This is a genomic window from Pseudoalteromonas sp. S4492 (assembly GCF_005886115.1).
GTDB classification, from domain to species: domain Bacteria; phylum Pseudomonadota; class Gammaproteobacteria; order Enterobacterales; family Alteromonadaceae; genus Pseudoalteromonas; species Pseudoalteromonas gelatinilytica.
This window is the reverse complement of record NZ_PNCP01000056.1, coordinates 1-25,276: the sequence shown is the minus strand read 5'-3', so window position 1 is coordinate 25,276 and position 25,276 is coordinate 1. Positions and strand designations below refer to the sequence as shown.

Annotated in this window: 27 protein-coding genes; 20 read left to right on the top strand and 7 right to left on the bottom strand. The window is 41.5% G+C overall.

Features of this window, described 5'->3' with window-relative positions; all coding sequences use genetic code 11:
- Positions 1–800: 800 nt before the first annotated feature.
- The 3 genes from CWC28_RS17925 to hslR all read right to left on the bottom strand — a co-directional run bounded on the left by CWC28_RS17925 (position 801) and on the right by hslR (position 3,897).
- Positions 801–2,339: a phosphoenolpyruvate carboxykinase gene (locus CWC28_RS17925; protein ID WP_063701892.1), complete on the bottom strand. Its 1,539-nt coding sequence runs from the start codon at positions 2,337–2,339 to the stop codon at positions 801–803.
- Positions 2,340–2,616: 277 nt separating this feature from the next.
- The gene (gene hslO / locus CWC28_RS17920) at positions 2,617–3,462 is read right to left on the bottom strand and encodes an Hsp33 family molecular chaperone HslO (RefSeq protein ID WP_063701894.1); all 846 of its coding nucleotides are present in this window, start codon (positions 3,460–3,462) and stop codon (positions 2,617–2,619) included.
- Positions 3,463–3,474: 12 nt separating this feature from the next.
- Entirely contained in the window at positions 3,475–3,897 is a 423-nt protein-coding gene (gene hslR / locus CWC28_RS17915; protein WP_105180332.1) for a ribosome-associated heat shock protein Hsp15, read from the bottom strand.
- Positions 3,898–4,103: 206 nt separating this feature from the next.
- Between hslR and gspC the strand changes: the two genes are divergently transcribed.
- The 13 genes from gspC (at position 4,104) to CWC28_RS17850 (ending at position 16,170) form a co-directional block, all read left to right on the top strand.
- Positions 4,104–5,045 (top strand): type II secretion system protein GspC, encoded by a 942-nt coding sequence (gene gspC, locus CWC28_RS17910; RefSeq protein WP_063701898.1) that lies wholly within the window; start codon positions 4,104–4,106, stop codon positions 5,043–5,045.
- A gap of 22 nt (positions 5,046–5,067) precedes the next feature.
- Positions 5,068–7,131 carry a type II secretion system secretin GspD gene (gspD, locus tag CWC28_RS17905; protein WP_063701900.1) on the top strand — a complete coding sequence of 688 codons (2,064 nt, stop codon included), beginning with the start codon at positions 5,068–5,070 and terminating at the stop codon, positions 7,129–7,131.
- On the top strand, positions 7,124–8,689 hold the full coding sequence (gspE, locus tag CWC28_RS17900) for a type II secretion system ATPase GspE (protein ID WP_063701902.1): 1,566 nt from the start codon (positions 7,124–7,126) through the stop codon (positions 8,687–8,689). The genes gspD and gspE overlap by 8 nt, the downstream gene beginning before the upstream one ends.
- Positions 8,690–8,691: 2 nt before the next feature.
- Positions 8,692–9,927 (top strand): type II secretion system inner membrane protein GspF, encoded by a 1,236-nt coding sequence (gene gspF / locus CWC28_RS17895; protein WP_063701904.1) that lies wholly within the window; start codon positions 8,692–8,694, stop codon positions 9,925–9,927.
- A gap of 78 nt (positions 9,928–10,005) precedes the next feature.
- Positions 10,006–10,425 carry a type II secretion system major pseudopilin GspG gene (gspG, locus tag CWC28_RS17890; RefSeq protein WP_063701906.1) on the top strand — a complete coding sequence of 140 codons (420 nt, stop codon included), beginning with the start codon at positions 10,006–10,008 and terminating at the stop codon, positions 10,423–10,425.
- Between the two features lie 55 nt (positions 10,426–10,480).
- Entirely contained in the window at positions 10,481–11,080 is a 600-nt protein-coding gene (locus CWC28_RS17885) for a prepilin-type N-terminal cleavage/methylation domain-containing protein (protein WP_063701909.1), read from the top strand.
- Complete coding sequence (gspI, locus tag CWC28_RS17880; protein ID WP_054554845.1) at positions 11,080–11,454, top strand: type II secretion system minor pseudopilin GspI; 375 nt, start codon at positions 11,080–11,082, stop codon at positions 11,452–11,454. Before CWC28_RS17885 ends, gspI begins: the two co-directional genes overlap by 1 nt.
- The gene (gspJ, locus tag CWC28_RS17875; protein ID WP_063701911.1) at positions 11,454–12,104 is read left to right on the top strand and encodes a type II secretion system minor pseudopilin GspJ; all 651 of its coding nucleotides are present in this window, start codon (positions 11,454–11,456) and stop codon (positions 12,102–12,104) included. The genes gspI and gspJ overlap by 1 nt, the downstream gene beginning before the upstream one ends.
- On the top strand, positions 12,101–13,096 hold the full coding sequence (gene gspK, locus CWC28_RS17870; RefSeq protein ID WP_063701913.1) for a type II secretion system minor pseudopilin GspK: 996 nt from the start codon (positions 12,101–12,103) through the stop codon (positions 13,094–13,096). The genes gspJ and gspK overlap by 4 nt, the downstream gene beginning before the upstream one ends.
- A complete protein-coding gene (gene gspL / locus CWC28_RS17865; RefSeq protein WP_063701916.1) occupies positions 13,093–14,304 on the top strand; it encodes a type II secretion system protein GspL in 1,212 nt (403 codons plus the stop codon). The genes gspK and gspL overlap by 4 nt, the downstream gene beginning before the upstream one ends.
- Entirely contained in the window at positions 14,301–14,774 is a 474-nt protein-coding gene (locus tag CWC28_RS17860; RefSeq protein ID WP_063701918.1) for a type II secretion system protein M, read from the top strand. Before gspL ends, CWC28_RS17860 begins: the two co-directional genes overlap by 4 nt.
- 3 nt (positions 14,775–14,777) lie before the next feature.
- Positions 14,778–15,536: a type II secretion system protein N gene (locus tag CWC28_RS17855; protein WP_138625539.1), complete on the top strand. Its 759-nt coding sequence runs from the start codon at positions 14,778–14,780 to the stop codon at positions 15,534–15,536.
- A gap of 19 nt (positions 15,537–15,555) precedes the next feature.
- Entirely contained in the window at positions 15,556–16,170 is a 615-nt protein-coding gene (locus CWC28_RS17850) for a YecA/YgfB family protein (RefSeq protein ID WP_063701922.1), read from the top strand.
- Here CWC28_RS17850 and CWC28_RS17845 read toward each other — a convergent pair.
- Together CWC28_RS17845 and CWC28_RS17840 are read right to left on the bottom strand one after the other, a co-directional pair.
- A complete protein-coding gene (locus tag CWC28_RS17845) occupies positions 16,167–16,370 on the bottom strand; it encodes a hypothetical protein (protein ID WP_138625538.1) in 204 nt (67 codons plus the stop codon). The genes CWC28_RS17850 and CWC28_RS17845 overlap by 4 nt on opposite strands.
- Positions 16,370–16,729, bottom strand: coding sequence for a hypothetical protein (locus tag CWC28_RS17840; RefSeq protein WP_054564062.1), 360 nt, complete (start codon positions 16,727–16,729; stop codon positions 16,370–16,372). The genes CWC28_RS17845 and CWC28_RS17840 overlap by 1 nt, the downstream gene beginning before the upstream one ends.
- Positions 16,730–17,007: 278 nt before the next feature.
- Here CWC28_RS17840 and ccoG point away from each other — a divergent pair, with 278 nt between their 5' ends.
- From ccoG to CWC28_RS17815, 5 genes are all read left to right on the top strand, one after another.
- Positions 17,008–18,438 (top strand): cytochrome c oxidase accessory protein CcoG, encoded by a 1,431-nt coding sequence (ccoG, locus tag CWC28_RS17835; RefSeq protein ID WP_138625537.1) that lies wholly within the window; start codon positions 17,008–17,010, stop codon positions 18,436–18,438.
- Positions 18,439–18,503: 65 nt separating this feature from the next.
- On the top strand, positions 18,504–19,478 hold the full coding sequence (locus tag CWC28_RS17830; protein ID WP_119854201.1) for a serine/threonine protein kinase: 975 nt from the start codon (positions 18,504–18,506) through the stop codon (positions 19,476–19,478).
- A 30-nt stretch (positions 19,479–19,508) separates the two neighbouring features.
- Positions 19,509–20,132: a thiol:disulfide interchange protein DsbA/DsbL gene (locus CWC28_RS17825; RefSeq protein WP_063701930.1), complete on the top strand. Its 624-nt coding sequence runs from the start codon at positions 19,509–19,511 to the stop codon at positions 20,130–20,132.
- A gap of 18 nt (positions 20,133–20,150) precedes the next feature.
- Positions 20,151–20,789, top strand: coding sequence for a thiol:disulfide interchange protein DsbA/DsbL (locus tag CWC28_RS17820; RefSeq protein ID WP_063701933.1), 639 nt, complete (start codon positions 20,151–20,153; stop codon positions 20,787–20,789).
- 58 nt (positions 20,790–20,847) lie between these two features.
- Positions 20,848–21,303 carry a 2-thiouracil desulfurase family protein gene (locus CWC28_RS17815; RefSeq protein ID WP_063701935.1) on the top strand — a complete coding sequence of 152 codons (456 nt, stop codon included), beginning with the start codon at positions 20,848–20,850 and terminating at the stop codon, positions 21,301–21,303.
- Positions 21,304–21,305: 2 nt separating this feature from the next.
- Here the strand turns inward: CWC28_RS17815 and trmA are convergent, their stop codons facing one another.
- Complete coding sequence (gene trmA, locus CWC28_RS17810) at positions 21,306–22,403, bottom strand: tRNA (uridine(54)-C5)-methyltransferase TrmA (protein ID WP_138625536.1); 1,098 nt, start codon at positions 22,401–22,403, stop codon at positions 21,306–21,308.
- Positions 22,404–22,567: 164 nt separating this feature from the next.
- Here trmA and CWC28_RS17805 point away from each other — a divergent pair, with 164 nt between their 5' ends.
- Entirely contained in the window at positions 22,568–23,686 is a 1,119-nt protein-coding gene (locus CWC28_RS17805; protein ID WP_138625535.1) for a DUF5610 domain-containing protein, read from the top strand.
- Positions 23,687–23,751: 65 nt separating this feature from the next.
- Complete coding sequence (murI, locus tag CWC28_RS17800; RefSeq protein WP_063701943.1) at positions 23,752–24,546, top strand: glutamate racemase; 795 nt, start codon at positions 23,752–23,754, stop codon at positions 24,544–24,546.
- Here murI and CWC28_RS17795 read toward each other — a convergent pair.
- Complete coding sequence (locus CWC28_RS17795) at positions 24,509–24,988, bottom strand: RNA recognition motif domain-containing protein (protein WP_063701945.1); 480 nt, start codon at positions 24,986–24,988, stop codon at positions 24,509–24,511. The genes murI and CWC28_RS17795 overlap by 38 nt on opposite strands.
- Positions 24,989–25,276: the final 288 nt, after the last annotated feature.

The window sequence follows — 25,276 nt, the reverse complement described above, 5'->3', positions numbered from 1 at the left end:
CAACGTGAGTTAGCGAGTTGCTAGTTAGCAAGGGTAAAGTTGAACTGTGGGGTTGTTAAGTACAGAGTCACCCCACTAACAACCCCATGTAGGAGGCACTTCAGTGCCGAATAGACAAGAGACATCAGACGTCAGATATTAGAGGTCAGTTGAGCTGTGGGGTTGTTTAGTACAGAGTCACCCTCAGCAACAAACCCCGTAGGAGGCACTTCAGTGCCGAATAGACAAGAGACATCAAAGGTCAGATATTAGAGGTTAGTTGAACTGCGGGGTTGTTTTGTACAGAGTCACCCTCAGCAACAAAACCCCGTAGGAGGCACTTCAGTGCCGAATTCAGACCAGAACAAACACATTCACGGCTAAATAGTTAGCGAGTTGTTAGTTAGCAAGGGTAAAGTTGAACTGTTGGTTTGTTTAGTACAGAGTCACCCTCAGCAACAAACCCCGTAGGAGGCACTTCAGTGCCGAATCTAGACCAGAACAAACACATTCATGGCTAAAGCCATTCCTACAAGTAAACTTTGCCTAGAGCCTAGAGCCTAGAGCCTAGAGCCTAGAGCCTAGAGCCTAGAACCTTCTGTAGATGAAGACGCAGTACCAAACACCCACACCGCGCGGCTGATCGCTGACGGCTGATAGCTCTGTGTTGGGTTTCGCTTCGCTCTACCCAACCTACGCCAGACCTTAAACTTTACTCTTTCAACTTTCCCCTCGCTAACTTTACTCTTTCTAACTTATACCCCAAAAACAAAAACGCCAGCATATAGCTGGCGTTTTTTAATCTTAAGGTAAGCTTGGTATTAAGCTTTTGGACCTGCTGATTTGATTGCTTCTGAAACATCGTATTTAGCGAAGTTTTCAGTGAAGTCAGAGGCTAGTTTGTTTGCGTATTCTGCGTACTTCTCTTTATCTTCCCATGTGTTGATTGGGTTAAGAAGTTGGCTGTCTACACCAGGAACTGCCACTGGTACATCTAAGTTTAGAACGTCGATGTGTTGCGTTTCAACATCAGCAAGTTTACCTGATACGATTGCGTCAACAACAGCACGTGTTGTTGGGATATCGAAACGTTGACCAGTACCGTAAGGGCCACCTGTCCAACCTGTGTTCACTAGGTATACTTTAGCGCCAAATTCACGTACACGCTTCATTAGAAGCTCTGCGTAAACGCCAGCAGGACGTGGGAAGAACGGAGCACCGAAACATGTTGAGAATGTAGACTCGATGTCGCTTGTTGAACCGATTTCAGTTGAACCTACTTTCGCCGTGTAACCGCTTAAGAAGTGGTATGCAGCTGCTTCTTCAGTTAATACTGAAACTGGAGGTAATACACCGCTCACGTCGCATGTTAAGAATACAACGGCTTTTGGCTCGCCAGCACGGTTTTCTACTTTACGTTTTTCAACGTGCTCTAGCGGGTAAGCTGCGCGGCTATTTTGTGTAAGGCTTGTATCATGGAAATCTGGTACACGGTTTTCGTCAAGTACCACGTTTTCTAAGATTGTACCGAAGCGAATTGCATTCCAAATAACTGGTTCGTTCTTTTGCGAAAGATCGATACATTTAGCATAACAACCACCTTCGATGTTAAATACGCTACCTGGTGCCCAACCGTGCTCGTCATCACCGATAAGGAAACGAGTCGGGTCTGCAGATAATGTTGTTTTACCTGTACCAGATAGACCGAAGAATAATGCTGTATCGCCTGCTTCACCTACGTTTGCAGAGCAGTGCATTGGTAACACACCTTTTGCAGGAAGTAGGAAGTTTTGCACAGAGAACATTGATTTCTTCATTTCGCCAGCGTAGCGCATACCAGCTAGTAGTACTTTGCGTTGTGCGAAGTTGATGATTACAGTGCCGTCACTGTTAGTGCCATCACGCTCTGGGTCACATACAAATGACGGTACGTTCATTACCTGCCATTCTGGGAAGTCCGCAGTATTGTATGTTTGTGGTTCGATAAACATGTTTTTGGCAAAAATATGGTGCCATGCAGTTTCTGTCGTTACTACAACTGGTAAATAGTGCTCAGGATCAGCGCCAACTTCTAGGTGAGAGATGAAGTGGTCGTTGCTTTCCACGTGATCTTCAACACGTGCCCATAACGCATCAAACTTGTCTGCATCGAATGGGCGGTTTACGTTGCCCCATTGGATTTCGTTTTCAGTGCTTGGCTCTTGAACAATAAAACGATCTTTTGGAGAGCGGCCAGTACGTACACCGGTTTTAGCAACAAAAGCACCATTAGCGGCTAGAGTCCCTTCGCCACGACGAATAGCGTGTTCGACAAGTTCAGCTGCTGTAAGATCAACAAAACTAGTAGCGTTTGCAGTCATGTTTATACCTAAATTGTGAGAGATTGAACGGGATAGCTCTGGGGTTCTTAGTTTTCCCTTTTGCTAAAATAATAGTAACAGAAGGATTAGGGATATTCGAGTGTCTGAAGGGCTTAAAAAGGCATATATTTGGCAAAAAACATGAATAATTTCAATGATACCGGTGTCATAAAATGACGCATTTTCATGACACCGGTATCATTAGTTTTGAAATTTTTTTTAATAAAAAAGCCGCACTGATGGCGGCTTTTAATATAATAATATTTATTATGGTGTATTAGTTAAATATGGCTTTAATATCTTGCTCATTGAAAATGTAATCTTTTAAGCAATAATGACAGCTAATTTTTACTTCACCATTTGCTTGTACATCAGCTAGTAATTCGTCTTGACCAACATTTACTAACGCAGCAATTGTTTTGTCTCGGCTACAGCCACAGCGGAAACTAATAGACTGTGGTTCGAATAACTGAGGGTTATCTTCATGGTACAGTCGAGTTAGCACAGTGTTTGCATCTAAACCTAGTAACTCTTCATCTTTAATTGTGTTGCTAATCGCTTCTAGATGAGTGAAGTCTTCTACCGACTTTTCTTTATTCACCGGTAATACTTGTAAGAATAAGCCAGCTGCTTTTGCTGTGTCTGCTGTTACTTCTGTTGCAAACCAAAGACGGGTTTTTAACTGTTCCGATTGCTCAAAATAGTTTTCAAGGCATTTATCTAAGCTATCGTGCTCTAACGGTACAATACCTTGGTATCGTTCACCTTTAGTTGGCGTAATTGTAATAACCATATAGCCATTACCAATTAAGTCTTTTATTGAGCTTCCTGTTACTTCACCTTGTAGACGCGCGATGCCTCGCATGTTTTGTTTATCGTCACCATTAATTACGGCATATTTAACAGGGCCATCGCCTTGTAGTTGAACAGCGATTTCGCCTTCAAACTTTAATGTGGCCGTTAATAAGCAAGTAGCAACAAGCAATTCACCTAATAGGGTTTGCACAGGTGCTGGGTAATTATGGTTTGCGATCATCTCTTGATAAGTATTTTCAATTTGTACGAGTTCACCACGTACATCGAGCTGATCAAATATATAACGATGAAGTAAATCTTGTTGCATGAGTTGCATTACCTAACTTGATTTCATTTTTAACAGTTCACGTCTTTGCTTTTTATCTGGTTTACGATCAGGGTGTGGAGCAAAGAAGCTGTTGTTCTTACGGGCGATAGCATTTGCTTCGCGTTTCTCAATACTTGCTTGAGTTTCTTGGTATAAGGTTTGTGCAATGGGGGCGCCTTGACGTTTTTCAAGGATCTTTTCAATTGTCACCACCTTTTCGTCGACCCCTTGTAGCAGTTTTACCATTGCACCCAGTTCGACTATTTTGCTGGGTTTGGTACGTTGACCATTATAATGTACTTTGCCGCCTTGCACCATGTCTCGTGCTATTGAACGGGTTTTATAAAAGCGTGCAGCCCATAACCATTTATCAAGGCGCACGCTTAATTCGTCTTGTTTGTCTTGCGACTTATTAGTGTTACCTTTTGACACAATTGTGCTCTTTTAAAGCTGCTTATATATAGGCAAAATTTACCATGAAACTTAATCACAAAGAAACAGTCATAATAATTCCTTGCAGCCCCTGTTCGTCGAATTTACCTTGTTTACAAAGTTTAATATACGTGCGCTTGTTGAATGAAAAATGAAAAGGTACTATAGGCCAGCTATCAAGCAGTAAATTAAAATAAGAAATAGAGTTTATGGATCAACACTTACAACAAGTTAAACAGTTTTTAAACGGCTTACCTCATGCCAAGCTAAGTGCATTTGTAGTGCTGTTAGTTGTTGTTTATATTGCCTTTTTGTCATCTAAGTTGTTCTGGCTGGTGTGGCCTGAACCCGAATCAAAAGCGTTGCCTACAGCGGGTGTTAATACCTCGGCTAAACGCGCTGAGGCTGTCAGCTCTCGACAAATTATCGAACAAAATTTATTCGGCAAAGTTGTTGTCGAAACTAAAAAACCTGCCGCAAAACAAAATCAAGTCATTAACAACGCCCCTGAAACACGTTTAAGTATTAACCTAACGGGTATTGTTGCGGTAAGCCAAAATGACCAAGCGGGTCTTGCAATTATTGAGTCACAAGGTAAGCAAGAGACGTATGTGGTGGATGATGCTATTTCTGGAACACGTGCCAAGCTTGCTCAAGTACTGCCCGACCGAGTGATTTTAGATGTTAGTGGGCGTTTTGAAACCTTAATGCTTGATGGTCTCGATTTTACAAAAACAGTTTCTATGCCTGTGTTGGCAGAGCGTGAAGAGTCAGAGTTAACTGAAGGCCCGCAGCTTGATGAGAATAATGAAATTAATGCGACTGAAGATGAAGAAGTAAAAGAAGCGCTTATCGAAACACGTGAGGAAGTATTAGACGATCCCGGTAAATTATTTGACTATATTCGCGTCTCTCAAGCGATGGTTGATGGTGAGTTAGTAGGGTATCGCTTAAGTCCAGGTAAAGATCCTGCTTTATTTAAGCAGATGGGATTAATGAATAATGATTTAGCTATTGCGATTAATGGCTATCAATTAAATGATTTGAAACAGGCAATGTCAGCAATCAACGAATTACGTAATAGTACTGACGCAAGTATCACTATCGAACGCGATGGTGAGCAAATTGATGTTCAATTTAGCCTGCAATAACTAGCTTTGGAGTTTTTATAGAATGGTTCACGCGCTACACCTCACAAAAATCAAAAAAGGGTTAGCTAAATATGCAGCGCTTTTTTTATTAACAGGATTATCGCTTTCAGTATCTGCTGTTGAATATGCGGCTAACTTTAAAGGCACTGATATTAATGAGTTTATTAATATCGTTGGTAAGAATTTAAATAAAACTGTGATTATTGACCCGAATGTGCGCGGCAAAGTAAACGTGCGCAGCTACGAGTTAATGGATGAGAAGCTTTATTATCAGTTCTTTTTAAATGTACTTGAGGTTTATGGTTATTCAGCTGTTGAAATGGATAACGGTATTCTTAAAATCGAAAAAAGTGCAGATGCGAAAAAATCAAACGTGCCACTGATCACCGAAGATAATCAAGCCAGTGGCGATATGATGGTGACACGTGTTGTACGTGTTAAAAACGTAAGTGTACAAGAGCTAGGTCCATTAGTACGTCAATTTAGCGATCAAAAAGATGGTGGTCATGTTGCCAACTTTAATGCTGCTAACGTAATGATGTTAACGGGTCATGCTGCTTCAGTTAACCGCTTAGTCGAGATTATTCGCTCGGTTGACCAAGCTGGTGACAAGCGTGTTGATATCGTAAAGCTTAAATTTGCCACAGCGGATGATGTGGTGTCTGTTGTTGAGAACATCTACAAAGATAGTGGCAAGGGCAGCATTCCTGAGTTTTTAATTCCTAAAGTAGTCGCAGATGGCCGTACTAACAGTGTTATTGTCAGTGGTGAAGCGCAAGCGCGTACTCGTGCTGTTGAATTGATCAGTCGCTTAGACGGTGAATTAGAAAACCAAGGTAACACTAAGGTTATCTACCTTAACTATGCAAAAGCAGAAGACCTTGTAAAAGTACTACAGGGCGTAAGTAAAACTCTGGCAGAAGATGCACAAGGTGGCGCGACTAAAACACGTACGCGTAGTAAAGGCGAAACCAGTATCGAAGCGCATCCTGATTCAAACTCGCTCGTTATTACTGCACAACCAGATACCATGCGCTCGCTTGAGCAAGTCATTGAGCGTCTTGATGTTCGTCGTGCGCAAGTACTCGTCGAAGCTATTATCGTTGAGGTATTAGAAGCTGACGGTATCAACTTAGGCTTGCAGTGGATTTCAGAGCAAGGCGGGATGATGCAGTTTAACAACGGTACAACAGTGCCTGTTGGTTCGTTAGCTGTTGCAGCAGAACAAGCGCGTGATGAAACTATTACTAAGACGGTCATTGGTTCTGAAACCGGCGTTGCTACCGAATATGAAGAAACATCAGAAGGTGACTTAACGGGACTTGCTTCACTGCTAGGCGGTATTAACGGTCTAGCCATGGGCATTGTTAAAAACGACTGGGGAGCAATTATCCAAGCTGTTTCAACCGATACTAACTCTAATATTCTTGCTACCCCGTCTGTAACGACCATGGATAACGAAGAAGCATCAATGATTGTTGGTCAAGAAGTACCGATTATCACAGGCTCGCAAACAGGCTCAAATAACGCTAATCCATTCCAAACTGTTGAACGTCAAGAAGTCGGTGTGAAGCTAAAAGTAACACCACAAATTAATGATGGCTCAGCAGTTCAATTAACGATTGAGCAAGAAGTTTCAAGCGTAAGTGGTGCTACAGCGGTTGATATTTCAGTTAATAAACGTGCAATTAAAACTACGGTTATGGCTGATGATGGTGGCATGGTTGTACTAGGCGGCTTGATTGATGAAGACGTGCAAGAAAGTGTCTCTAAAGTGCCATTGTTAGGTGATATTCCGATACTTGGTCATTTATTCCGTTCAACCAGCACTAGTAAGCGTAAACGTAACCTGATTGTCTTTATTCGTCCTACCATTGTGCGCGATGGCATTAGCATGAATAAATTAAGCCACTCGAAATATAACTTTATTCGTGGTGAACAACACAAACAAAAAGAAGATGGTATTGATTTAATGCCGTTGACGGATGCACCAATCCTTCCTGAATGGAATGACGCCTTGGTATTACCGCCAACTTACGAAGAATACCTGAAACAACAAAACGCGAATGAGCGCAACGATGACTAATGCAATTACAGAAATCAATGACGAGCTAGCATCCGACGCGCCAGCAAATCATGATGAGCTGCTAACAAGTGATGATCTTGTTAGCTTGCCGACTAAGCGTTTGCCGTTTTCGTACGCGCGTCGTACCGGTGTGCTGTTAGGTAAAGATCAAGATAACTGGACTGTATACTACCGAGGTGAGTTAGACGTTGATGCTTTACTAGAGGTGCGTCGTATCGCAGGTCATGGATTTGCGTTAGAGCAATTGCCTGACGATAAGTTTGAGCTATTACTTGAAGCCTCATACCAGCGAGATAGCTCTGAAACACAGCAAATGATGGAAGATATCGGCAACGAAGTTGATTTATTCTCGCTTGCAGATGAATTACCGCAAACAGAAGATCTCCTTGCTGGTGATGACGATGCGCCAATCATTAAACTGATCAACGCGATGCTGAGCGAAGCAATTAAAGAAGGTGCTTCAGATATTCATATCGAAACCTTTGAGCAAGAGCTGGTAATTCGTTTTAGGGTTGATGGCGTACTAAAAGAAGTACTAAAGCCTAACCGTAAACTCGCTTCATTGTTAGTGTCGCGTATTAAGGTTATGGCAAAGCTAGATATTGCTGAAAAACGTATCCCGCAGGATGGCCGTATTAGTTTACGTATTGCTGGCCGTGCTGTTGATGTGCGTGTATCGACGATGCCATCAAGCTTTGGTGAGCGAGTTGTATTGCGTCTACTTGATAAGAACAACGCACGCCTGAATCTTGAAGATTTAGGTATGACGGAACGTAACCGTGAATTGTTCGCTGATTTAATCAGTAAGCCGCACGGTATTATCCTAGTAACCGGCCCTACGGGTTCAGGTAAAAGTACCACCTTGTATGCGGGTATGAGCCAAATCAACTCTCGGGATCGCAATATTCTTACCGTTGAAGATCCAATCGAGTACGAGATCCCAGGTATTGGTCAAACCCAGGTAAATACCAAAGTTGATATGACCTTTGCCCGAGGCTTACGTGCCATTCTTCGTCAAGACCCTGACGTCGTAATGGTTGGTGAGATCCGTGACCTTGAAACAGCGCAAATTGGTGTGCAAGCGTCATTAACTGGTCACTTGGTTATGTCGACACTGCATACGAATACAGCGGCCGGTGCTATTACGCGTATGGAAGACATGGGCGTAGAGCCTTTCTTGCTTTCATCGTCGTTATTAGGTGTATTGTCACAACGTCTAGTGCGTACATTATGTAATAGCTGTAAAGAAGGCCACGTTGCTGATGAGCGTGAGTGCCAGCTACTGGGTGTAAACCCTGCTGAGCCGCCAACAATTTATCGTGCAGTTGGTTGTGAAGAGTGTAACTTCAATGGTTATCGCGGTCGAACAGGTATTCATGAGTTACTCGTTGTGGATGAAACAATTCGCGAAATGATCCACAACGGTAAAGGCGAGCAAAGTGTTGAGAAATACATTCGCAAACACAGCCCGAGTATTCGCCAAGATGGCTGTAATCGTGTCTTAGCAGGTCGCACAACCTTAGAAGAAGTCTTGCGTGTAACACGTGAGGAAGGTTAATCATGGCAGCATTTGAGTACCGTGCCCTTGATGGTAAAGGTAAAGAGAAAAAAGGCATTCTTGAAGCCGATACGGTAAAGCAAATACGCCAAACATTGCGCGATCAAGGTCTCATGCCTTTAGAAGTTGTCGCTGCGGCTGAAGGCGAAAAGCAAACAAAAGGGGCGAAGAGCTCTTTATTTGGAAGCTTCTTCAAGCCAAAAATTTCGACTTCTGATTTGGCGTTGATCACCCGCCAACTAGCAACGTTGATCCAGTCAGCTTTGCCGGTTGAAGGGGCTGTCATGGCGGTGGCCGAGCAGTGCGAAAAGCCACGTTTAAAGCGTATGCTGATGGCTGTACGTTCAAAGGTTGTCGAAGGTTATACCTTAGCGGATGGTATGAGCGAGTTTCCGCATGTATTTGATGATTTGTATCGTGCCATGGTGGCAGCCGGTGAAAAATCGGGTCACCTAGACCAAGTTTTAAATCGTTTAGCAGATTATACGGAACAACGTCAGCACATGCGCAGTCAAATCACACAGGCGATGGTGTATCCGACCATTCTTGTGGTGTTTGCTATTGCGATTGTGTCGGTATTATTAGGTACCGTGGTACCAAAAATCTTGAAGACCTTCGAAAAGTCGAAACAAGTATTACCATGGACCACCGAATGGGTAATGGCTGCGAGTAATTTTGTACAAAATTACTGGTTTATAAGTTTAGTCATTATAACCGTGTTAGCAGTGGCCATTAAGCAAGCGCTTAAGCAGCCGCATATTCGTTACTGGTATGACGAAAAAGTGCTTCATTTACCGGGTATTGGTAAGGTTGCACGGGGTGTTAATACGGCACGTTTTGCGCGTACTTTAAGTATTTTATCGTCAAGCTCAGTGCCGCTACTTGAAGGGATGCGTATTTCAGGTGGTGTACTGGTTAACGAGAAAATGAAAAAGTCGGTGCAAGATGCGGCAACGCGCGTAAGTGAAGGGGCGAGTCTTCGTGCTGCACTTCAGCAAACCAAACTTTTCCCACCTATGATGCTACATATGATAGCCAGTGGTGAAAAATCAGGTGAACTTGAGCAGATGCTTGAGCGTGCGGCTAATAACCAAGATCGTGAGTTTGAGAGCATGGTAAACGTGTCTCTGAAACTATTAGAGCCCGCGATGATTGCTTCAATGGCGGTAATTGTATTGTTTATTGTTATGGCAATACTCCAGCCGATTATGGCAATGAATAAGGCTGTAGGTCTTTAAATTAGGGAACACTAGAGCAATTAGCAGCTAACACTGCCGCTCTATAATAAATTTTTGAAGAAAGTTAGAGGTATTTTTGTGAACAAACAGTCAGGTTTCTCATTACTAGAAGTCATGGTAGTACTGGTTATCATCGGTATGATCATGTCAATTGTGGCGCCAAATATCATGGGTCAGCAAGAAGAAGCTGCAATCGATAAAGCACATTTAGATATTCAACAGATTGAAGATGCGTTAAGCCTATACAAGCTTAAAAACAAAGCGTATCCAACCACAGAGCAAGGCTTAGAAGCGTTAGTAACTAAAACGAGCATTGAGCCGATTCCAAAGCGTTTCCCTGACGGTGGTTTCCTTGAGAAGTTACCAGAAGATCCATGGGGTAACCCTTATCAGCTGATCAGCCCGGGAGAAGTAGGCAAAATCGATATTTTCTCAATGGGTCCTGATGGTGAAGCAGGTACTGATGATGACATCGGTAATTGGGATGAAGAAAAGTAATAATGCCTAAATTCAGCCAACTGAACAAAGCTTATACACAGCAAGGCTTACTATTATGGTAAGCCTTGGTCGTTTGCGTTTAGCTGGCCGTGCTAAGCACGCGAAAGGGTTTAGCCTCATCGAAATTTTAATGGTGCTCGTGGTGATTGGTTTTGTCACCAAAATGGTTGCCTATAGCTTTGATGGTGGTGCAGAAGAAGAGCTAGAAAAACAAGCGCTCAGATTACATACCACAATTAATATGGCGTCTGAGTTTGCGATTTTAAATCAGGTTGAGCTGGGTTTTCATCTTGACCAAGATACCTTTGAATTTTTAGTTTTTGACGGTGATAAGTGGGTTACGTTTGACCGTGAAAAACTGTTTGCCCCGATTAAGGTTGATGAGCGCTTTAAGCTTACTCTTAACCTTGATGATTTAGCCTGGGCACAAGATAACTTGCTAGAGCAGTCAAACTGGCGAGAGTTAATGAGCGGTGGTGACGAAGACAGCCTACTTGAGCTACAAAAGCTCAAAATACCGCAAGTACTTATTTTATCTTCTGGCGAAGTCAGTGCATTTCAATTGGTTTACGAGCTTAAAGATGAGCGTGAACCGCAGTATTTTATCGAGGGCGAATTTATGGCTCCGGTAAAGTTTCGAATGGAGCCTGAATAATGAATAAGTCAGCAGGTTTTACCTTACTCGAAGTGATGGTTGCATTGGCTATTTGTGCGATGGCGGGTATTGCAGCGATGCAAGCAACCGGTGAGCACATCAATCATCTTTCGTCGATTGAAGAACAAACTTATGCCTCTTGGGTCGCTGAAAACGTGATGGTTGAACAACGTGCCAAAGGCGATAAATGGACAGGTAAAAGCGGTGTTAAAGGTACTGAAACACTCGCTGGCTTTGAATGGTATTGGCGTCAGGATGTGGTTCCTACTGCTGATAAAACCTTTGTAAAGGTAACCATCAACGTGTTCGCTGATGAAAAGCTTGAGTACCCAGTATATGAGCTTTCTACTTATTTAAATAAAGGTGATAAGTAGTGAAGCAACGCGGTTTTACCTTACTTGAAGTCATTATCGCCATGGGTATTTTAGCCTTTGTGGTGCTATCGACCCATCAAATTCTAGATTCGACGACTAAAGCGAAAGATGCCTCAGATGAAACGATTGCTGAGTTGAATGGTTTACAAACCTTGTTTCGATTAATGGATCAAGACTTTAGTCAAATGACTAAACGCCAGGTGCGTAACGAAGCCGGTGATTTTCAAGAAACGTATATCTTGGCTGGGCGCTATGTTCTTGATAGTCAGTACGATGGTATTGGTTTTGTACGTGATGGTTGGGTTAACCCAATCAATTTACTGCCGCGTTCTGAACTGCAAGCGGTTGGTTATCGCGTTATAGATGACAAACTTGAACGTGTTTACCGTGTCTATGTTGACCAATTAGATAACATGGAGCCGCGCTCACAAGTTATTTTAGAAAACATCGAAGATCTAAAATTTGAATTCTTAGATGATAAAGATGAGTGGCAAGAACAGTGGCAAATTAAGGCGCTGCCAAAAGCAGTGGCAGTCACCATTCAAAAAATGGAGCAAGAGCCAATTCGTCGCGTGTTTTTAGTGCCAGGTGAAGGCAAAGTAACTGCCCAAGTAAATAATGGCAATAATGGAACGGGTGGCACGCCATGATTGCTACTAAACGCTCAAAAGGTGCAGCACTTGTTATTGTGCTATTTATTGTAGCGCTTGCGGCTATGCTCGCTGTTGAAATGAGCGCTAATTTAATGGTGCAAGTGCAGCGTAGTAGTAACATTCAAAATCATCAGCAGGCAAAATGGTATGCGTTTGCTGCTGAAGAGTTGGCTATTAAAGCGCTAAAACAAACAAAAAAAGATGATCCGGATAAAACCCACCTTGGGCAAATTTGGGCACAGCAGGGTGGCGTGCCTTATCCAGTAGATAATGGTACCTTGAGTGGCACAATCACTGACTTACAGGCATGTTTGAACTTAAATGCCCTGCATGTAAAGCCCGATCAACAAACGGATCCTAATAATAAAACGAATCCAGCACATAAGGCATTGTTGGCGTTATTAGAAAACATTGAGAATTTACCAACTGATGAATCAGAAGAAGCCATGGCCGATAGCGTGTTTGATTGGTTAGACGCTGATAGTATTACCTATCGCTCAGGTGCGGAAGAAGATGAGTACTTATCACGAAAATACCCATACATGACCGCAAATAGTTATTTTGCCTCAACTTCAGAGCTTCGTTTAGTAAAAGGCTTTAACCCACTTGTAATGGAAAAAATCTTACCATTTGTGTGTGTTATTCCAGGTAGTGAATTGCTACAAATAAACGTAAATACATTGCCTGTAGAAAGCGCAATTATATTAAGCTCGCTGATAGATGGTTTGAGTCTTTCAGGTGCTGAAGCGGTATTATCATCACGTCCTCAAGATGGTTATGATGATTTAGAAGCATTTTTTGAAGAGGTTAATCAACAAGGCGCACAAAATGTGAAAGCCGTTGAAGACCTATTCAGTATCAACAGTGAATATTTTAAACTACAAACGCAGGCTGAATTTGCAGAGCTGCGTTTTTCGATGACCACCTTACTCCATGCCACTAATGGTACAGTAACGATACTGGCGCGAAAATTTGGAGGCGTACAGTGACAGAAATATTGTTGATCCGTACGGGTCAAACATTAAAAGACAGCCTTAATTGGCTAATTTACTCACCAACAGAACAAGAAATAATTGCCAGCGGCGAAATCGCCAATGCATCACAACTTGGTGAGCTCACAGAAAAAGCGCAATCACGGGAAGTAGTCGCGTTATTACCAAGTGATCAAGTACAACTAAAAACAGTCGCTTTGCCAACAAAGTGGAGTCGCAAGCTAGAGCAAGCACTTCCTTACATGCTAGAAGAAGAAATAGCGTGTGATGTTGATGATTTATTCATAGCGATTGCAGAGCCAACACTCATTGATGAGAAGCATGCGATTAATATCGCGATGACCGACCGTGAATGGTTCGAGCAATGGCTAGCTGAATTTAATGAGCATGGTATTGAAGTCTATAAAGTTCTGCCGGATGCTTTATTGTTACCTGATGTTGAGGACAACACTCAATTACGCGCTATTGAGCTGAATGGTCAATGGTTGTGTAAGCATGGTAATTGGCATATTGCTGCTGTGGAAACAAATTGGCTTGCTGGTTACTTAACAGCATTGGGCAATCCTCGTGTGGCACACTTTAGTCCTGCAACGGGTTTTCCTGATACGGTTGAGCTAACTGCTCAGACGGATCAATACGATTTACCATTAGCCTTATTTGCCAAACAACTACCTGAGGTGAAATTCAACCTTCGCCAAGGTGTTTATCAGCTTAAGAAAAAGTCAGCAATTTGGTGGGGCTATTGGCAAAAAGCCGCAATTGCAGCAGGTGTGGCATTAGTATGCAGTGTCGGTGTTAAGTCGCTAGAGCTTTATAAGTTAAATAGCCAGCTTGAAGCGGCAAAAGCCGAAGTGGTTGCAAATTATCAGCGTGCGTTTCCTGACAAAAAAGTACGTCCGCAGCTTATCCGTAGTCAAATTCGTAGTGAGCTTGCTTTATTAGAAGGTGGCAGTACAGCGGGTTTCTTGGATTTAACTAATGATCTGGTCTCAATTTTTAGTGAAGTTAAAGACTTCACACCGGAAACGCTGCGTTATGACCAAGGTCGTAACGAGTTACGTATTCGTGCACGAGGCAAAGATTTCCAGTCATTCAGTAAAGTAAAAGCAATTTTAGAACAGCGTGGCTTAACCGTTGATCAAGGCTCGCTGAACAATGATGGTGATTATGTCGTTGGTGAAATTAAGTTACGAGGTGCGGCATGAAAAACCAATTGATCAATTATTGGCGCTCATTAAAAGAACAAGAGCAGCAACTTGTGATGGTTGCAGGTGTTGTATTCGTTATTTTCGTGCTGGTTATGGGGGTCTTTCGTCCACTTAACGCAGCTATCGAAAAAGCAGAGCAAGACACAATAAAACAGCAAGAGCTGCTAGCCTGGGTTGACGAAAGTATTATTAAACTTAAAGCGAGCGGTAACGCACGTAATACGAACAACCGTAGCTTAAGCCAAATCGTTAATAGCACCCGTAATCGTTATCAAATTAGCATTAGTAAAATGCAGCCGAATGACAATTCACTTCGTTTAACCATTGATACTGTTGAGTTTAATAACCTTGTTGAATGGCTTGATGAATTGGTTAATTCGCATGGCGTACTAATCGAAAATTTAGATTTAAGTAAAGATGACAAATCAGGCTTTGTGCGTGTAAGTCGTTTGGTACTAGAGAAGTAAACGATGAAAAGAGTTATTTTATTAATCACAGTGTTTGTGATGTGTTTTTTGGTGTTTACGATTGTAAAAACACCCGCTGCCGTTGCACTTGATATAGCGAAGCCGCATTTACCAAAGCAATTACAATTAGGTAAAGCCAGTGGCACGCTTTGGGACGGCCGCATTATGCAGGTACGTTTTGATGGTGAGCAATTAAATAATGTGCGTTGGCAGTTATCTGGCTGGTCACTATTTACAGGCAAATTGAAAGGGACGGTACGCTTTGGTGATCCTCGTGATAAAGCGGATATTTCGGGTCATGCTGATTTTTCATATGGTTTATTTAACCAAGCCGTCACCGTGAAAAAGACCACGTTACGCTTAACTGTTGAGCGTGCCATGGAGCGTTTACAACTTCCTTTACCGGTTAGTGCGCAAGGTCGTGTGATTGTAGATTTAGATGAGTACAGCTCAGGCGAGCCATACTGTGAAAGCCTAAGCGGCGAAATCGCGAGCCCGAACATTGATGTGAAAGGAATGAATAATTGGTTTAGCATTGGCCCTCTTAGCGGCCGTTTAAGCTGTAAATCGGGTGATGTAGCAGTACTTGTTGACCCAGAAAACCGTTTAGGGCTTGAAGCTGACGCAGTATTAAAAGCGAACTTTGACTTTAAAGTGGCAGGTTACATTAAACCTGAAGCAAGCTTACCAAAAGAAGTGCACGATGCTGCGAAGTTCCTTGGTCGCCCTGATAACGAAGGTCGTTATCCGCTTAACTTTTAAATTGGATTAGTCGAACAGTATGCAATTACCTGAGTTTTCAAAGCAGCAAAGCGAGCTTCTCAGTCAGTTTTTAGCGCAGCATCAGGACGCACTTAGCTTGGCACAAACGCAAGGCTACTTGTTTGCCGTGATTTGTGCACCTGAGCCGCTTGATGTACATCAATGGTTAGAAGAGGTTGCGCCTGGTTCTGATGGGCAAATGGACGAGCAAGTGCTGTTTGCATTTATGGCCCTGTATCAGCAGATCAGTGAGCAAGTATTTGAAACAGGTTTTGCATTACCTGTGAGCCTACAGCTGAGCTCACAGGGGCAACAATACCTAGATGTTCAAGAGTGCCAGCATTGGAGCCAAGGTTTTATGCACGGTGCGCAAGGCTACGTTAACAAGCTATTAAGCGCGCCACAGTTAGCTGATGAGCTTAAAGAAGCCTTGGCTAGTGCACTGCAAAGCTTAGGCTTTTTTACCCTTGAAACGAGTGAAATTGCAGCCCTAGCAGCTGATAATGGTTTATCTGAAGGGCAACTATGCCAGCAGCAGTATGAAGTGATGAATGAGTTTGCCGCTGGCTTTGCTGAGCTTATTGAAGTCGTTGCTGTAAATAGCCAACTATATAATGACGAGGGCTGGAACTAACCCAGCTCTAACAGAATGTCTGTGCAACCTTTGGCACAGCGGACAACGCCTTTACCTGGCTGATCAGTTTTCAAATCTAAGGTGAGGGCGCCTTTGCATGCTTCGCAGTATAAGGTTTGCCCTTTGCCCAGCTTTTTTAGCATATTGCGTTGTTTGGCAAACGAGTCGCTGGTTTTTTTGTTTAAAGCAGAAAAGTCCATTACTTGTTTAACCTTTCTTCAAGCGCATTCGAGACGATACTACATACACGGTTTAAGCGTTCACCATAAAAATACAAGTTAATATCTTTTTCACGGCAGTAGTGTAAGTGAAAAACTTGTAGTTTATCGTCTGTGGTAAATGTCTCTTCAATATACTCAAGCTCTGAATTAGATAAATTCAGTTGTGACTTAATATTATTCTTAGCCATATTTGCCGCAGGACTTCGGTTGACTTTACTGGCATCTGAAATAAGACTAACACCTTCACCTAGTAACCTTTCTCTTGGCTCTTTGATCAAAGGATGATCAATCGTGAAAAGTGCTAAAATAATAAGCACTAAAATAAGAAATTTTTTCATAGCACAATAATCTTTGATCTAAATAAATACGGTATAGGTGCAAGTTTAATAAAATGGTCGTTTTAAAAGCAAGCAGATAAGATTAAATAATTAAAACGTCGTATTTTCGATCAATTCCTGAAATTTTTTATAGATTGAGTATAATGCTTTTATAGGTTTAAAGTTTCAGAAATCTTTGAACGTAATGAGATGTATTCTGATTTGCTTATTGGCACAGAGAACCTCTTACTGCAAACATATGTTTGAGTATTATTTCCTAGTGGCGTTGAGGAATTTTAATGGATAAACAGATTAAGGTTAAAAATATCCCGACGGAAGTAAAAATCCAGAAACCGGAAAACGCTTCCCTCGATGATAGATTTAATCCACGTAACCGTATTTATGTTAGAGCTGTAACAGGTTTACACCAATTGCTAAGACAGCGAATTGGTTTTGTCGGCATGCTTGCATTTATGTTACTACCTTGGATTAACTTTCACGGCCAACAAGCTGTATTGTTTGATTTGGTAGGGCAAAAGTTTAACATTTTTGGTTTAACGCTTTGGCCACAAGATCTGACTATCCTTGCTTTCATTTTAATGTTGGCGGCGTTTGCATTGTTCTTGGTGACGACCTTCTATGGTCGGGTCTGGTGTGGTTATACCTGTCCGCAAACCGTTTGGACCTTCATTTTTATTTGGTTTGAAGAAAAGTTTGAAGGCAGCGCAAATCAGCGTAAGAAACTAGATCAACGCCCGATGGACTTTGATAAGTTTTGGCGTAAAAGTGCTAAACACGGTAGTTGGTGGTTATTTTCACTTTATACCGCATTTACTTTTGTTGGTTATTTCACGCCTATCCGCCAGCTTTTGCCTGATCTGTTTACGCTTGATGCAACAGCCTATTCGTATATTTGTTTAGCCGTATTTGCAGTATGTACGTATGGTAATGCGGGTTGGATGCGCGAGATTATGTGTTTACACATTTGTCCTTATTCTCGCTTTCAATCAGCGATGTTCGATAAAGATACCTTTACCGTGAGCTATGACGAATCGCGTGGTGAAAACCGTGGTCCACGTTCACGCAAGCAAGATCCAAAAGAAATGGGTTTAGGTGATTGTATAGATTGTAACTTATGTGTGCAGGTGTGCCCAACGGGGATCGATATTCGTAACGGTTTACAATACGAGTGCATTAACTGTGGTGCATGTATTGATGCATGTGATGGGGTGATGGATAAAATGAATTACCCGCGTGGACTTATTTCCTACACCACAGAACGTAATTTAGAAACGCCAGACAACAAAACACATGCACTGCGTCCTAAGTTAATTGGCTATCTAGTTATCTTAGTGGTGTTAACGGGTGCGCTGGTGGCAAATATTGCGATGCGCAAACCGATGGACTTAGATATCATCCGTGACCGTAACCAGTTATACCGTGTTGACTTTAATGGCATGGTTGAAAATACCTATACATTAAAAGTTATCAACAAAGCGCAACATGATCAGACCTTTAATATTCGTGTTGAAGGACTCGATAACTTTGAATACATTGGTAAGCAAACATTCACCGTACCTTCTGGTGAATCTTACAATGTGCCATTGTCATTAGTGGTTGACCCTTATGATTTGAAAAAGCCAATGACGAAGTTTGAGTTTGTACTTTCTGTCGATGGTGAGCCAGATGTGCAGATTTCGCAGCCGAGTAACTTCTTTAAGGCGCGATAATTAAGTACACTGAGCAAATGAATAAAAAGCGGGATTTTCCCGCTTTTTTTATATGATGAGACATTATGAGTAAATTTAGTTTTGTTGACCTCACACCCGATTCAATTTTAGATGCAGTTGAAAGTATCGGTGTTTATGCTGAATCGGGACTGCTGGCCTTAAATAGCTACGAGAACCGTGTATATCAATTTAAAGCAGAGGATGGTCATCGTTATGTTGTTAAGTTTTATCGACCAGAGCGCTGGAGCAAAGCACAAATATTAGAAGAGCATGCCTTTGCATTTGAACTTGCTGAAGCTGAAGTGCCAGTTGTTGCGCCTGTAATTATCGAAGGGCAAAGCTTGTTTGAGCATAATGGTTATTTGTTTGCGTTATTCCCAAGTGTGGGAGGGCGCATTTTTGAGGTCGATAATTTAGATCAACTCGATGTACTTGGTCGTTTAATTGGGCGAATGCATCAAGTTGCAAAAGCAAAGTCATTTGAACATAGGCCTGTGATCAGCTGCGAAGAATATCTGCAGACAGCTAAAGTTCAGTTACAAGCAAGTAACTTGGTGCCAATGGCTTTAGAAACTGCGTTTTATACCATCTTAGATTTGGTGATAAAAGAAACCACCGCGCAATATAAAAATGTTGAAACCATCCGCCTACATGGCGATTGCCATGCCGGTAATATATTGTGGTCTGGTGACGCATTAATGTTTGTTGATTTAGATGACAGCCGACAAGGGCCTGCTATTCAAGATCTTTGGATGATGCTCAGTGGCGATCGTAACAACCAACTGTTACAGTTAGACACCTTAGTGGCTGCTTATGAAGAATTTTGCGACTTTGATCACAGTCAATTAAAGTTGATTGAACCACTCAGAGCGATGCGAATGGTGCATTACATGGGGTGGTTGGCAAAAAGATGGGATGATCCTGCGTTCCCACGGAACTTTTCATGGTTTGCTGAAGACAAATACTGGGAGCAGCAAATACTAGCGCTAAAAGAACAGCTTGCAGCGTTACAGGAAGCGCCATTAAAATTATTACCATAAATTTTAAAAGTTAAGAAAGACGAGAAAACAATGTTTAAAAAATTAAAGTTAAGTCTACTCATTTTATGTTTACCATTTGCGGCTCTTGCAGCTGATTTTGAAGCAGGCAATCAATACGAAGTATTAAAAACCGAAAAGAGTGCAACACCTCAAGTAACCGAGTTCTTTTCGTTTTATTGTCCACACTGTTTTCAGTTTGAACCGGTTGCAAAAGCATTATCTGCCAACCTGCCTGAAGGGACTGAATTTGTAAAAAGTCATGTTAACTTTTTAGGTGGTGTGTCTAAGGAAACGCAAAGCAACTTGAGCTATGCCTACTTAATTGCTAAACAACATGGTAAAGGTGAGCAAGTTGCTGATCAAATTTTTAATAGCATCCACAGACAGCGCGCTTTACTCAAAGATATGAAAGACGTAAAAGCATTACTTGCGACTAATGGTATTAGCAACGACGTGTTTGATGCTGAAATTTCAAGCATGCCAGTGATTAGTGCTGAACAAGCAATGCGAGACAAACAAGAAAAGTATTCACAAATGCGTGCCTTAACAGGTGTGCCTACTTTTATCGTCAATGATAAATATAAAATCAACTTAAATACCATCAAGAGCCAGCAGATGCTTGATGAGTTAGTCGAATTTTTATTAAAACAATAATTTCGGAGTAATGAAGTAATGATCAAATTAGTAAAAGCTGTATTAATGGCAGCCACGCTAGGTTTAGCGGCAAATGCCTCAGCAGCGCAATATGAAGAAGGTAAGCATTATGAAACGATTGATGCGCGCGCTTCTAAAAAGCCAGAAGTAAAAGAGTTCTTCTCATTCTATTGCCCGCACTGTAATACATTTGAGCCTATCGTTGCTGATCTTAAAACGATGCTTAAAGAGGGTGTTAAGTTTAAAAAGAGCCACGTAAATTTTGTTGGCCCTCGCGATCCAGAAATCCAAACTGTTTTAGCACAGGGTTATGCAACTGCAACGGTATTACCAAATAGCGATAAGTTAGTTGCAGCTGTGTTTGATCATATTCACACTAAGCGTGCACGTATTAATGAACTGGCAGACATGAAAGATATCTTTGTTGCACAAGGTGTAACAGCAGAAGACTTTGATAAGTACTACAACAGTTTTTCTGTGCGCACGATGGCGTCTAAAATGACTCGCGATCAAGAATACTATCAACAAAAAGGTGCGTTAAAAGGCGTTCCAACCTTTATTGTTAACGGTAAATACCGTTTAATCTTAGGTGCGGATTCAGGTATTAGCGATGCGAAGAGCATGGCAGACTTAATTAATTACCTAGCTGATAAATAAGCTCAATTAAATTTAATTAAAAGCTCCGTTCGCGGAGCTTTTTTGTTGGTAAAGAAAAATGCAAAAACTATTAGTTTCAAGCTGTTTGTTAGGAACCCCTGTTCGTTATGATGGGCAATCGCAAAATTTACTTCATCCAGGCTTAGAAACACTTAAACAACAGGGAAGGTTAGTGGCATTTTGTCCTGAAGTGGCTGGTGGCTTACCGACACCAAGGCCGCCTGCAGAAATTAAAGCGGGCAGAGTACTTACCAAAGATGCGCAAGATGTCACAGTACAATTTGCTTATGGCGCAGAACAAGCACTTAAGCTTTGCAAAAAGCAAGGCATTCATTTTGCATTATTAAAAGAATCAAGCCCATCATGTGGTCGCAATACTATTTATGATGGTAGTCATTCAGGAAAGAAAATATCAGGGATGGGGTTAACTGCAAAACTGTTAACCGACAACAATATAGAAGTCTTCAGTGAGCAGCAGTTGCCAGCGCTTTTTGCTGCGCTGGCAGAGAAATAATTTTATTTGCGTTGTAAAAACACACCTGATTCGATGTGGTGGGTGTAAGGGAACTGATCAAAAATCGCAAAGCGTTTTACTTCATGGGTTTTGCATAAGTGATCAAGGTCACGCTCTAGGGTATCGGGATTACACGAGATATAAATAATGTTGTCGTAGTTGGCAACTAAGTCACATGTCAGTTTGTCCATGCCTGCGCGTGGTGGATCTACCAAGATTGTTTGGCAGTTATAGCTTTTCAGATCTATGCCATCTAAACGCGAGAAGGTACGTTCGCCTTTCATCGCTTGAGTGAACTCTTCACTCGACATACGAATAATATCTAAGTTATCAACTTTGTTCTGTGCAATATTGTATTGCGCTGAGTAAACCGATGATTTTGATATCTCAGTGGCTAATACGCGATCGAATGAACCCGCAAGGGCAATAGAAAAGTTTCCATTTCCACAATATAGCTCAAGTAAATCATTGCTAAGTGGTTGGCAAAGCGCTTGTGCCCACTCGAGCATTTTGATGTTCACTTTCGCATTTGGTTGTGTAAAGCTATTTTCGACTTGTTGATAAATAAGCTCTTTACCGTTTACGTTAAGACGCTCGATAACATAGTCATTACCAATCACTTCTTTTTGCTTACGAGCACGACCAATAAAATCAATTTTAAACTGTGTGCTCAGTTTTGCCTTAAGCTCTTTAATTGCTTGCAGCCACTGCTCATCTAATTGTTTGTGGTATAACAAGCTAACAAGAATTTCGCCACTTAAACTTGATAGGTAATCGATTTGAAATAGCTTACGGCGCAGAACTTCGCTACCTTTTAAGTTTTCGATCATGGCTTGCATAACTTCACCTACTAAAGGTGCTGCAGGGTCAAACTCATCAACGCGGATTTTTTCTTTAGTTTGTTGATCAAACATGATGTGAAACAGGTCTTCACCTTCATGCCATACTCGAAACTCTGCACGTTGGCGGTAATGAATAGGATCAGAGCCAAACACTTCTAATTTTTCGACACCAAAACGTCGAAACTGTGAGGTGATGCGCTGCTCTTTCTCACTCAATTGTGCATCGTATTGAGTTGTATCAATTTTTATAACCGCCATGGCTGATTACCTTTTATCTCTTAGCTTTATAACGGCGCTATTGTAGGGAGCGCTGAGGATTTGTCTAGTTTTGTTATTTATTTTAGTGTCGTTTTTTTATACAAAAAACTTAAGTTCTGTGGTTTTTGGCCGATAATGAGTTAACCATAACATGGAGTCGGATCATGAAAATTGGCAACCTAGGCTATATGCCTAATACAAATGTGAATAAATACAATGGCAAGCAGGCATTGCAACAGCCTACCATTCAAAATCGTCAAGATAGTTATCAACAACGCGGTCGTGAGCTCGCGGCAAAAGTTCTTGATGATAAACTTGCAGAGGCATTAGGCCTACCTAAAGCCGAAGAGAAAAAAGATAAACCGCTGTTCGACTTTGAAGAGATCGTAAAAAACGTTCTCGACTTTGTTGGCGGTGCACTTCGTAAAGCAAAAGCCGATGGTGCTGATGATGAAAAACTTAAAGGCATGCTAGGTGATGCACGTAAAGGTGTGCAAATGGGCATCGACGATGCGTATGGTGAGCTTAAAGAGTCAGGCATTCTCAACGATGACATTGAAGAAGGGATCAAAAAGTCTAAAGAAGGTATCTACAAAGGTATTGATGAATTAGAGGAAGACTTGTTCAATCCTAAACCGAATGCGGTTTCAGTAAGCCAAGCTCAGTATATTAGTTTAAGTAATAACGCTGAATACACCTTCACCACCGCTGAAGGTGATGAAGTGAGTATTAGTTTTGCAGATGCATATCAAAGTAAGTCAGCAAGCAGCTATAGCAAAAATGGTGATAACGAGGCCTTTGTCAGTGAATCGTCTCAATCTCGTGACTTATCATTCTCGGTGACAGTCAATGGCGATCTAAATGAGCAAGAGCAGCAAGCTATCAATGAACTGATGGAAGACTTACAAAGTGTCAGTGAGACATTCTTCTCTGGTTCATTAGAAGATGCCTTTGAACAAGCTAAAGAGTTGAACTTAGGCAACGAGCAACTTGTTGGCTTTACGATGGATCTGAAACAAACCAAAACAGTGGCAGCTATTAAAGGCTATGAAGAATATAAACCAGCCCCTGAAAAAGAAGTTGCTGAGAAAATTGCGCCATTTAATGACGACTTGAAGCAGGCGTTTAATAAAGCGGGCGATATTGGTTTGCAAAATGAACTAGCTGGCATCTTACAATGGTTAAACCAAGATAAAGAAGAAGTCAGTAAGTTGGTAGATTATACCAAAGCCATGTTTGAGCAAATGAATAAGCTACGTTCGGCAACAGAAGAAGAAGCGTAGTCCTTCTTTCTTTTTATTAAGCCACATGGCAAACTGCTGACCTTTGATGATCCGAGGTAAGCAGTTTGTCAGTTCATATAATGGTGTTTGATTCAGGTATAGGTGGAACAACCGTACTAGAACAGATCCAAGCTGTGATCCCTGATGCTGATTATAGCTATTTTATGGATAATGCTTTATTGCCTTATGGCGCACAAAGCCAGCAAACGATCATCGCTCGTCTTTTTGCACTACTAAAGTTTATAGAAACAGCAAACTTACACGTAGATATCCTAGTTATTGCCTGTAATACCGCTTCTACCTCTGCATTAGAAACTATTCGCCCTAATACAAACATCGAAGTTGTTGGTGTTGTACCTGCGATAAAGCCTGCGTGCGCTATTAGTAAGAGTAAACATATTGGTTTATTGGCAACACCATCGACGACTAAGAGTCGCTACACTGCAAACTTAATTAGTACTCATAGCCAAGGCACACAAGTTAGCTTATATGGATCAACGGCGCTGGTGGAAATTGCTGAAACACTATTTCATACGCAGAAAATCAATAAAGCAAAGCTTGAGAAAGTATTGAGTGATTTAGCGATAGCAGAAGATATAGATGTATTAGTTCTTGGTTGTACGCATTTCCCATTACTCGCCAGCGCGATTAGTGATTACTTCAAACAACAGGTATTACTCATTGATTCAGGTAAAGCTATTGCTAAGCGCGTTGAAAGTTTGATTACTTTACGAGGCTTTACTTTTACAACCGATAAAAAAAAGCCGCTGCATTACTATGCAACGGCTCCTATAGGTCATTCGCAATTACGCGTTGAGCTGATTACGCTGACTGATCAGATTCCTCACGGAAACCATTAGCCTCGTTCTCTTGTTTTTGTTTTGCTTCACGCACTTTTAAAGTACGTTGTTGGAACTCGCTATCATTTAATTGATTGATTGCGTTATCTGCATCCGCTTCTGCCATTTCAACAAAACCAAAGCCACGACGTTTACCTGTATTTTTATCTTTTAATAAACGTACGTTGAAAACTTTGCCTTGCTCTTCAAATAAAGCACGAACAACACCTTCATTAGCACGATAAGGTAGGTTGCCAACATAAAGTGTTTTTGTTTTTACTTCGGCCTCCTCACTTGACGTTGATGAAAGTGCTGCAATAACTAAAGCACCAATTAATAAGCCTGCACCAAATAGTAATGCTGGGTCCAAAGCCAAGCTTGCAAATGCAAACTTAACAACCACAAAACCTAAAACAGCAAGAATAACTGAGAAAAGAAGAGATTTTTGATCGGGTAATTTCATTTTGATCTACCAATAAACAAGAAATAAACATTAATTTAACATTGTGAACTTGCTATCTTAACGAGTTAAATGAACATAGCAATGAAATTTGCATGAAATTATGAATATTGGCTTAAAAAACAGCCATAATAGCGACCGTTTTTGCTGTTTTCGGTAATTTTAGTTCGCTTTTTGAGCGAACAGTAAAAAGATCGAAAAAAAGTGTTGATCTGTTTTTGGATCTCCCTATAATGCGACCCCACTGACACGGCGGGCAGCAACGAAAGGCGCTGAACAACGTAGCAGAGA

Excerpts from the sequence above, each read along its gene's own strand:
- CWC28_RS17925 (WP_063701892.1), bottom strand. The coding sequence starts at position 2,339 with ATGACTGCAAACGCTACTAGTTTTGTTGATCTTACAGCAGCTGAACTT.
- hslO (WP_063701894.1), bottom strand. The coding sequence starts at position 3,462 with ATGCAACAAGATTTACTTCATCGTTATATATTTGATCAGCTCGATGTA.
- gspC (WP_063701898.1), top strand. The coding sequence starts at position 4,104 with ATGGATCAACACTTACAACAAGTTAAACAGTTTTTAAACGGCTTACCT.
- gspD (WP_063701900.1), top strand. The coding sequence starts at position 5,068 with ATGGTTCACGCGCTACACCTCACAAAAATCAAAAAAGGGTTAGCTAAA.
- gspE (WP_063701902.1), top strand. The coding sequence starts at position 7,124 with ATGACTAATGCAATTACAGAAATCAATGACGAGCTAGCATCCGACGCG.
- gspF (WP_063701904.1), top strand. The coding sequence starts at position 8,692 with ATGGCAGCATTTGAGTACCGTGCCCTTGATGGTAAAGGTAAAGAGAAA.
- CWC28_RS17885 (WP_063701909.1), top strand. The coding sequence starts at position 10,481 with ATGGTAAGCCTTGGTCGTTTGCGTTTAGCTGGCCGTGCTAAGCACGCG.
- gspI (WP_054554845.1), top strand. The coding sequence starts at position 11,080 with ATGAATAAGTCAGCAGGTTTTACCTTACTCGAAGTGATGGTTGCATTG.
- gspK (WP_063701913.1), top strand. The coding sequence starts at position 12,101 with ATGATTGCTACTAAACGCTCAAAAGGTGCAGCACTTGTTATTGTGCTA.
- CWC28_RS17860 (WP_063701918.1), top strand. The coding sequence starts at position 14,301 with ATGAAAAACCAATTGATCAATTATTGGCGCTCATTAAAAGAACAAGAG.
- CWC28_RS17855 (WP_138625539.1), top strand. The coding sequence starts at position 14,778 with ATGAAAAGAGTTATTTTATTAATCACAGTGTTTGTGATGTGTTTTTTG.
- CWC28_RS17850 (WP_063701922.1), top strand. The coding sequence starts at position 15,556 with ATGCAATTACCTGAGTTTTCAAAGCAGCAAAGCGAGCTTCTCAGTCAG.
- CWC28_RS17845 (WP_138625538.1), bottom strand. The coding sequence starts at position 16,370 with ATGGACTTTTCTGCTTTAAACAAAAAAACCAGCGACTCGTTTGCCAAA.
- CWC28_RS17840 (WP_054564062.1), bottom strand. The coding sequence starts at position 16,729 with ATGAAAAAATTTCTTATTTTAGTGCTTATTATTTTAGCACTTTTCACG.
- ccoG (WP_138625537.1), top strand. The coding sequence starts at position 17,008 with ATGGATAAACAGATTAAGGTTAAAAATATCCCGACGGAAGTAAAAATC.
- CWC28_RS17830 (WP_119854201.1), top strand. The coding sequence starts at position 18,504 with ATGAGTAAATTTAGTTTTGTTGACCTCACACCCGATTCAATTTTAGAT.
- CWC28_RS17825 (WP_063701930.1), top strand. The coding sequence starts at position 19,509 with ATGTTTAAAAAATTAAAGTTAAGTCTACTCATTTTATGTTTACCATTT.
- CWC28_RS17820 (WP_063701933.1), top strand. The coding sequence starts at position 20,151 with ATGATCAAATTAGTAAAAGCTGTATTAATGGCAGCCACGCTAGGTTTA.
- CWC28_RS17815 (WP_063701935.1), top strand. The coding sequence starts at position 20,848 with ATGCAAAAACTATTAGTTTCAAGCTGTTTGTTAGGAACCCCTGTTCGT.
- trmA (WP_138625536.1), bottom strand. The coding sequence starts at position 22,403 with ATGGCGGTTATAAAAATTGATACAACTCAATACGATGCACAATTGAGT.
- CWC28_RS17805 (WP_138625535.1), top strand. The coding sequence starts at position 22,568 with ATGAAAATTGGCAACCTAGGCTATATGCCTAATACAAATGTGAATAAA.
- CWC28_RS17795 (WP_063701945.1), bottom strand. The coding sequence starts at position 24,988 with ATGAAATTACCCGATCAAAAATCTCTTCTTTTCTCAGTTATTCTTGCT.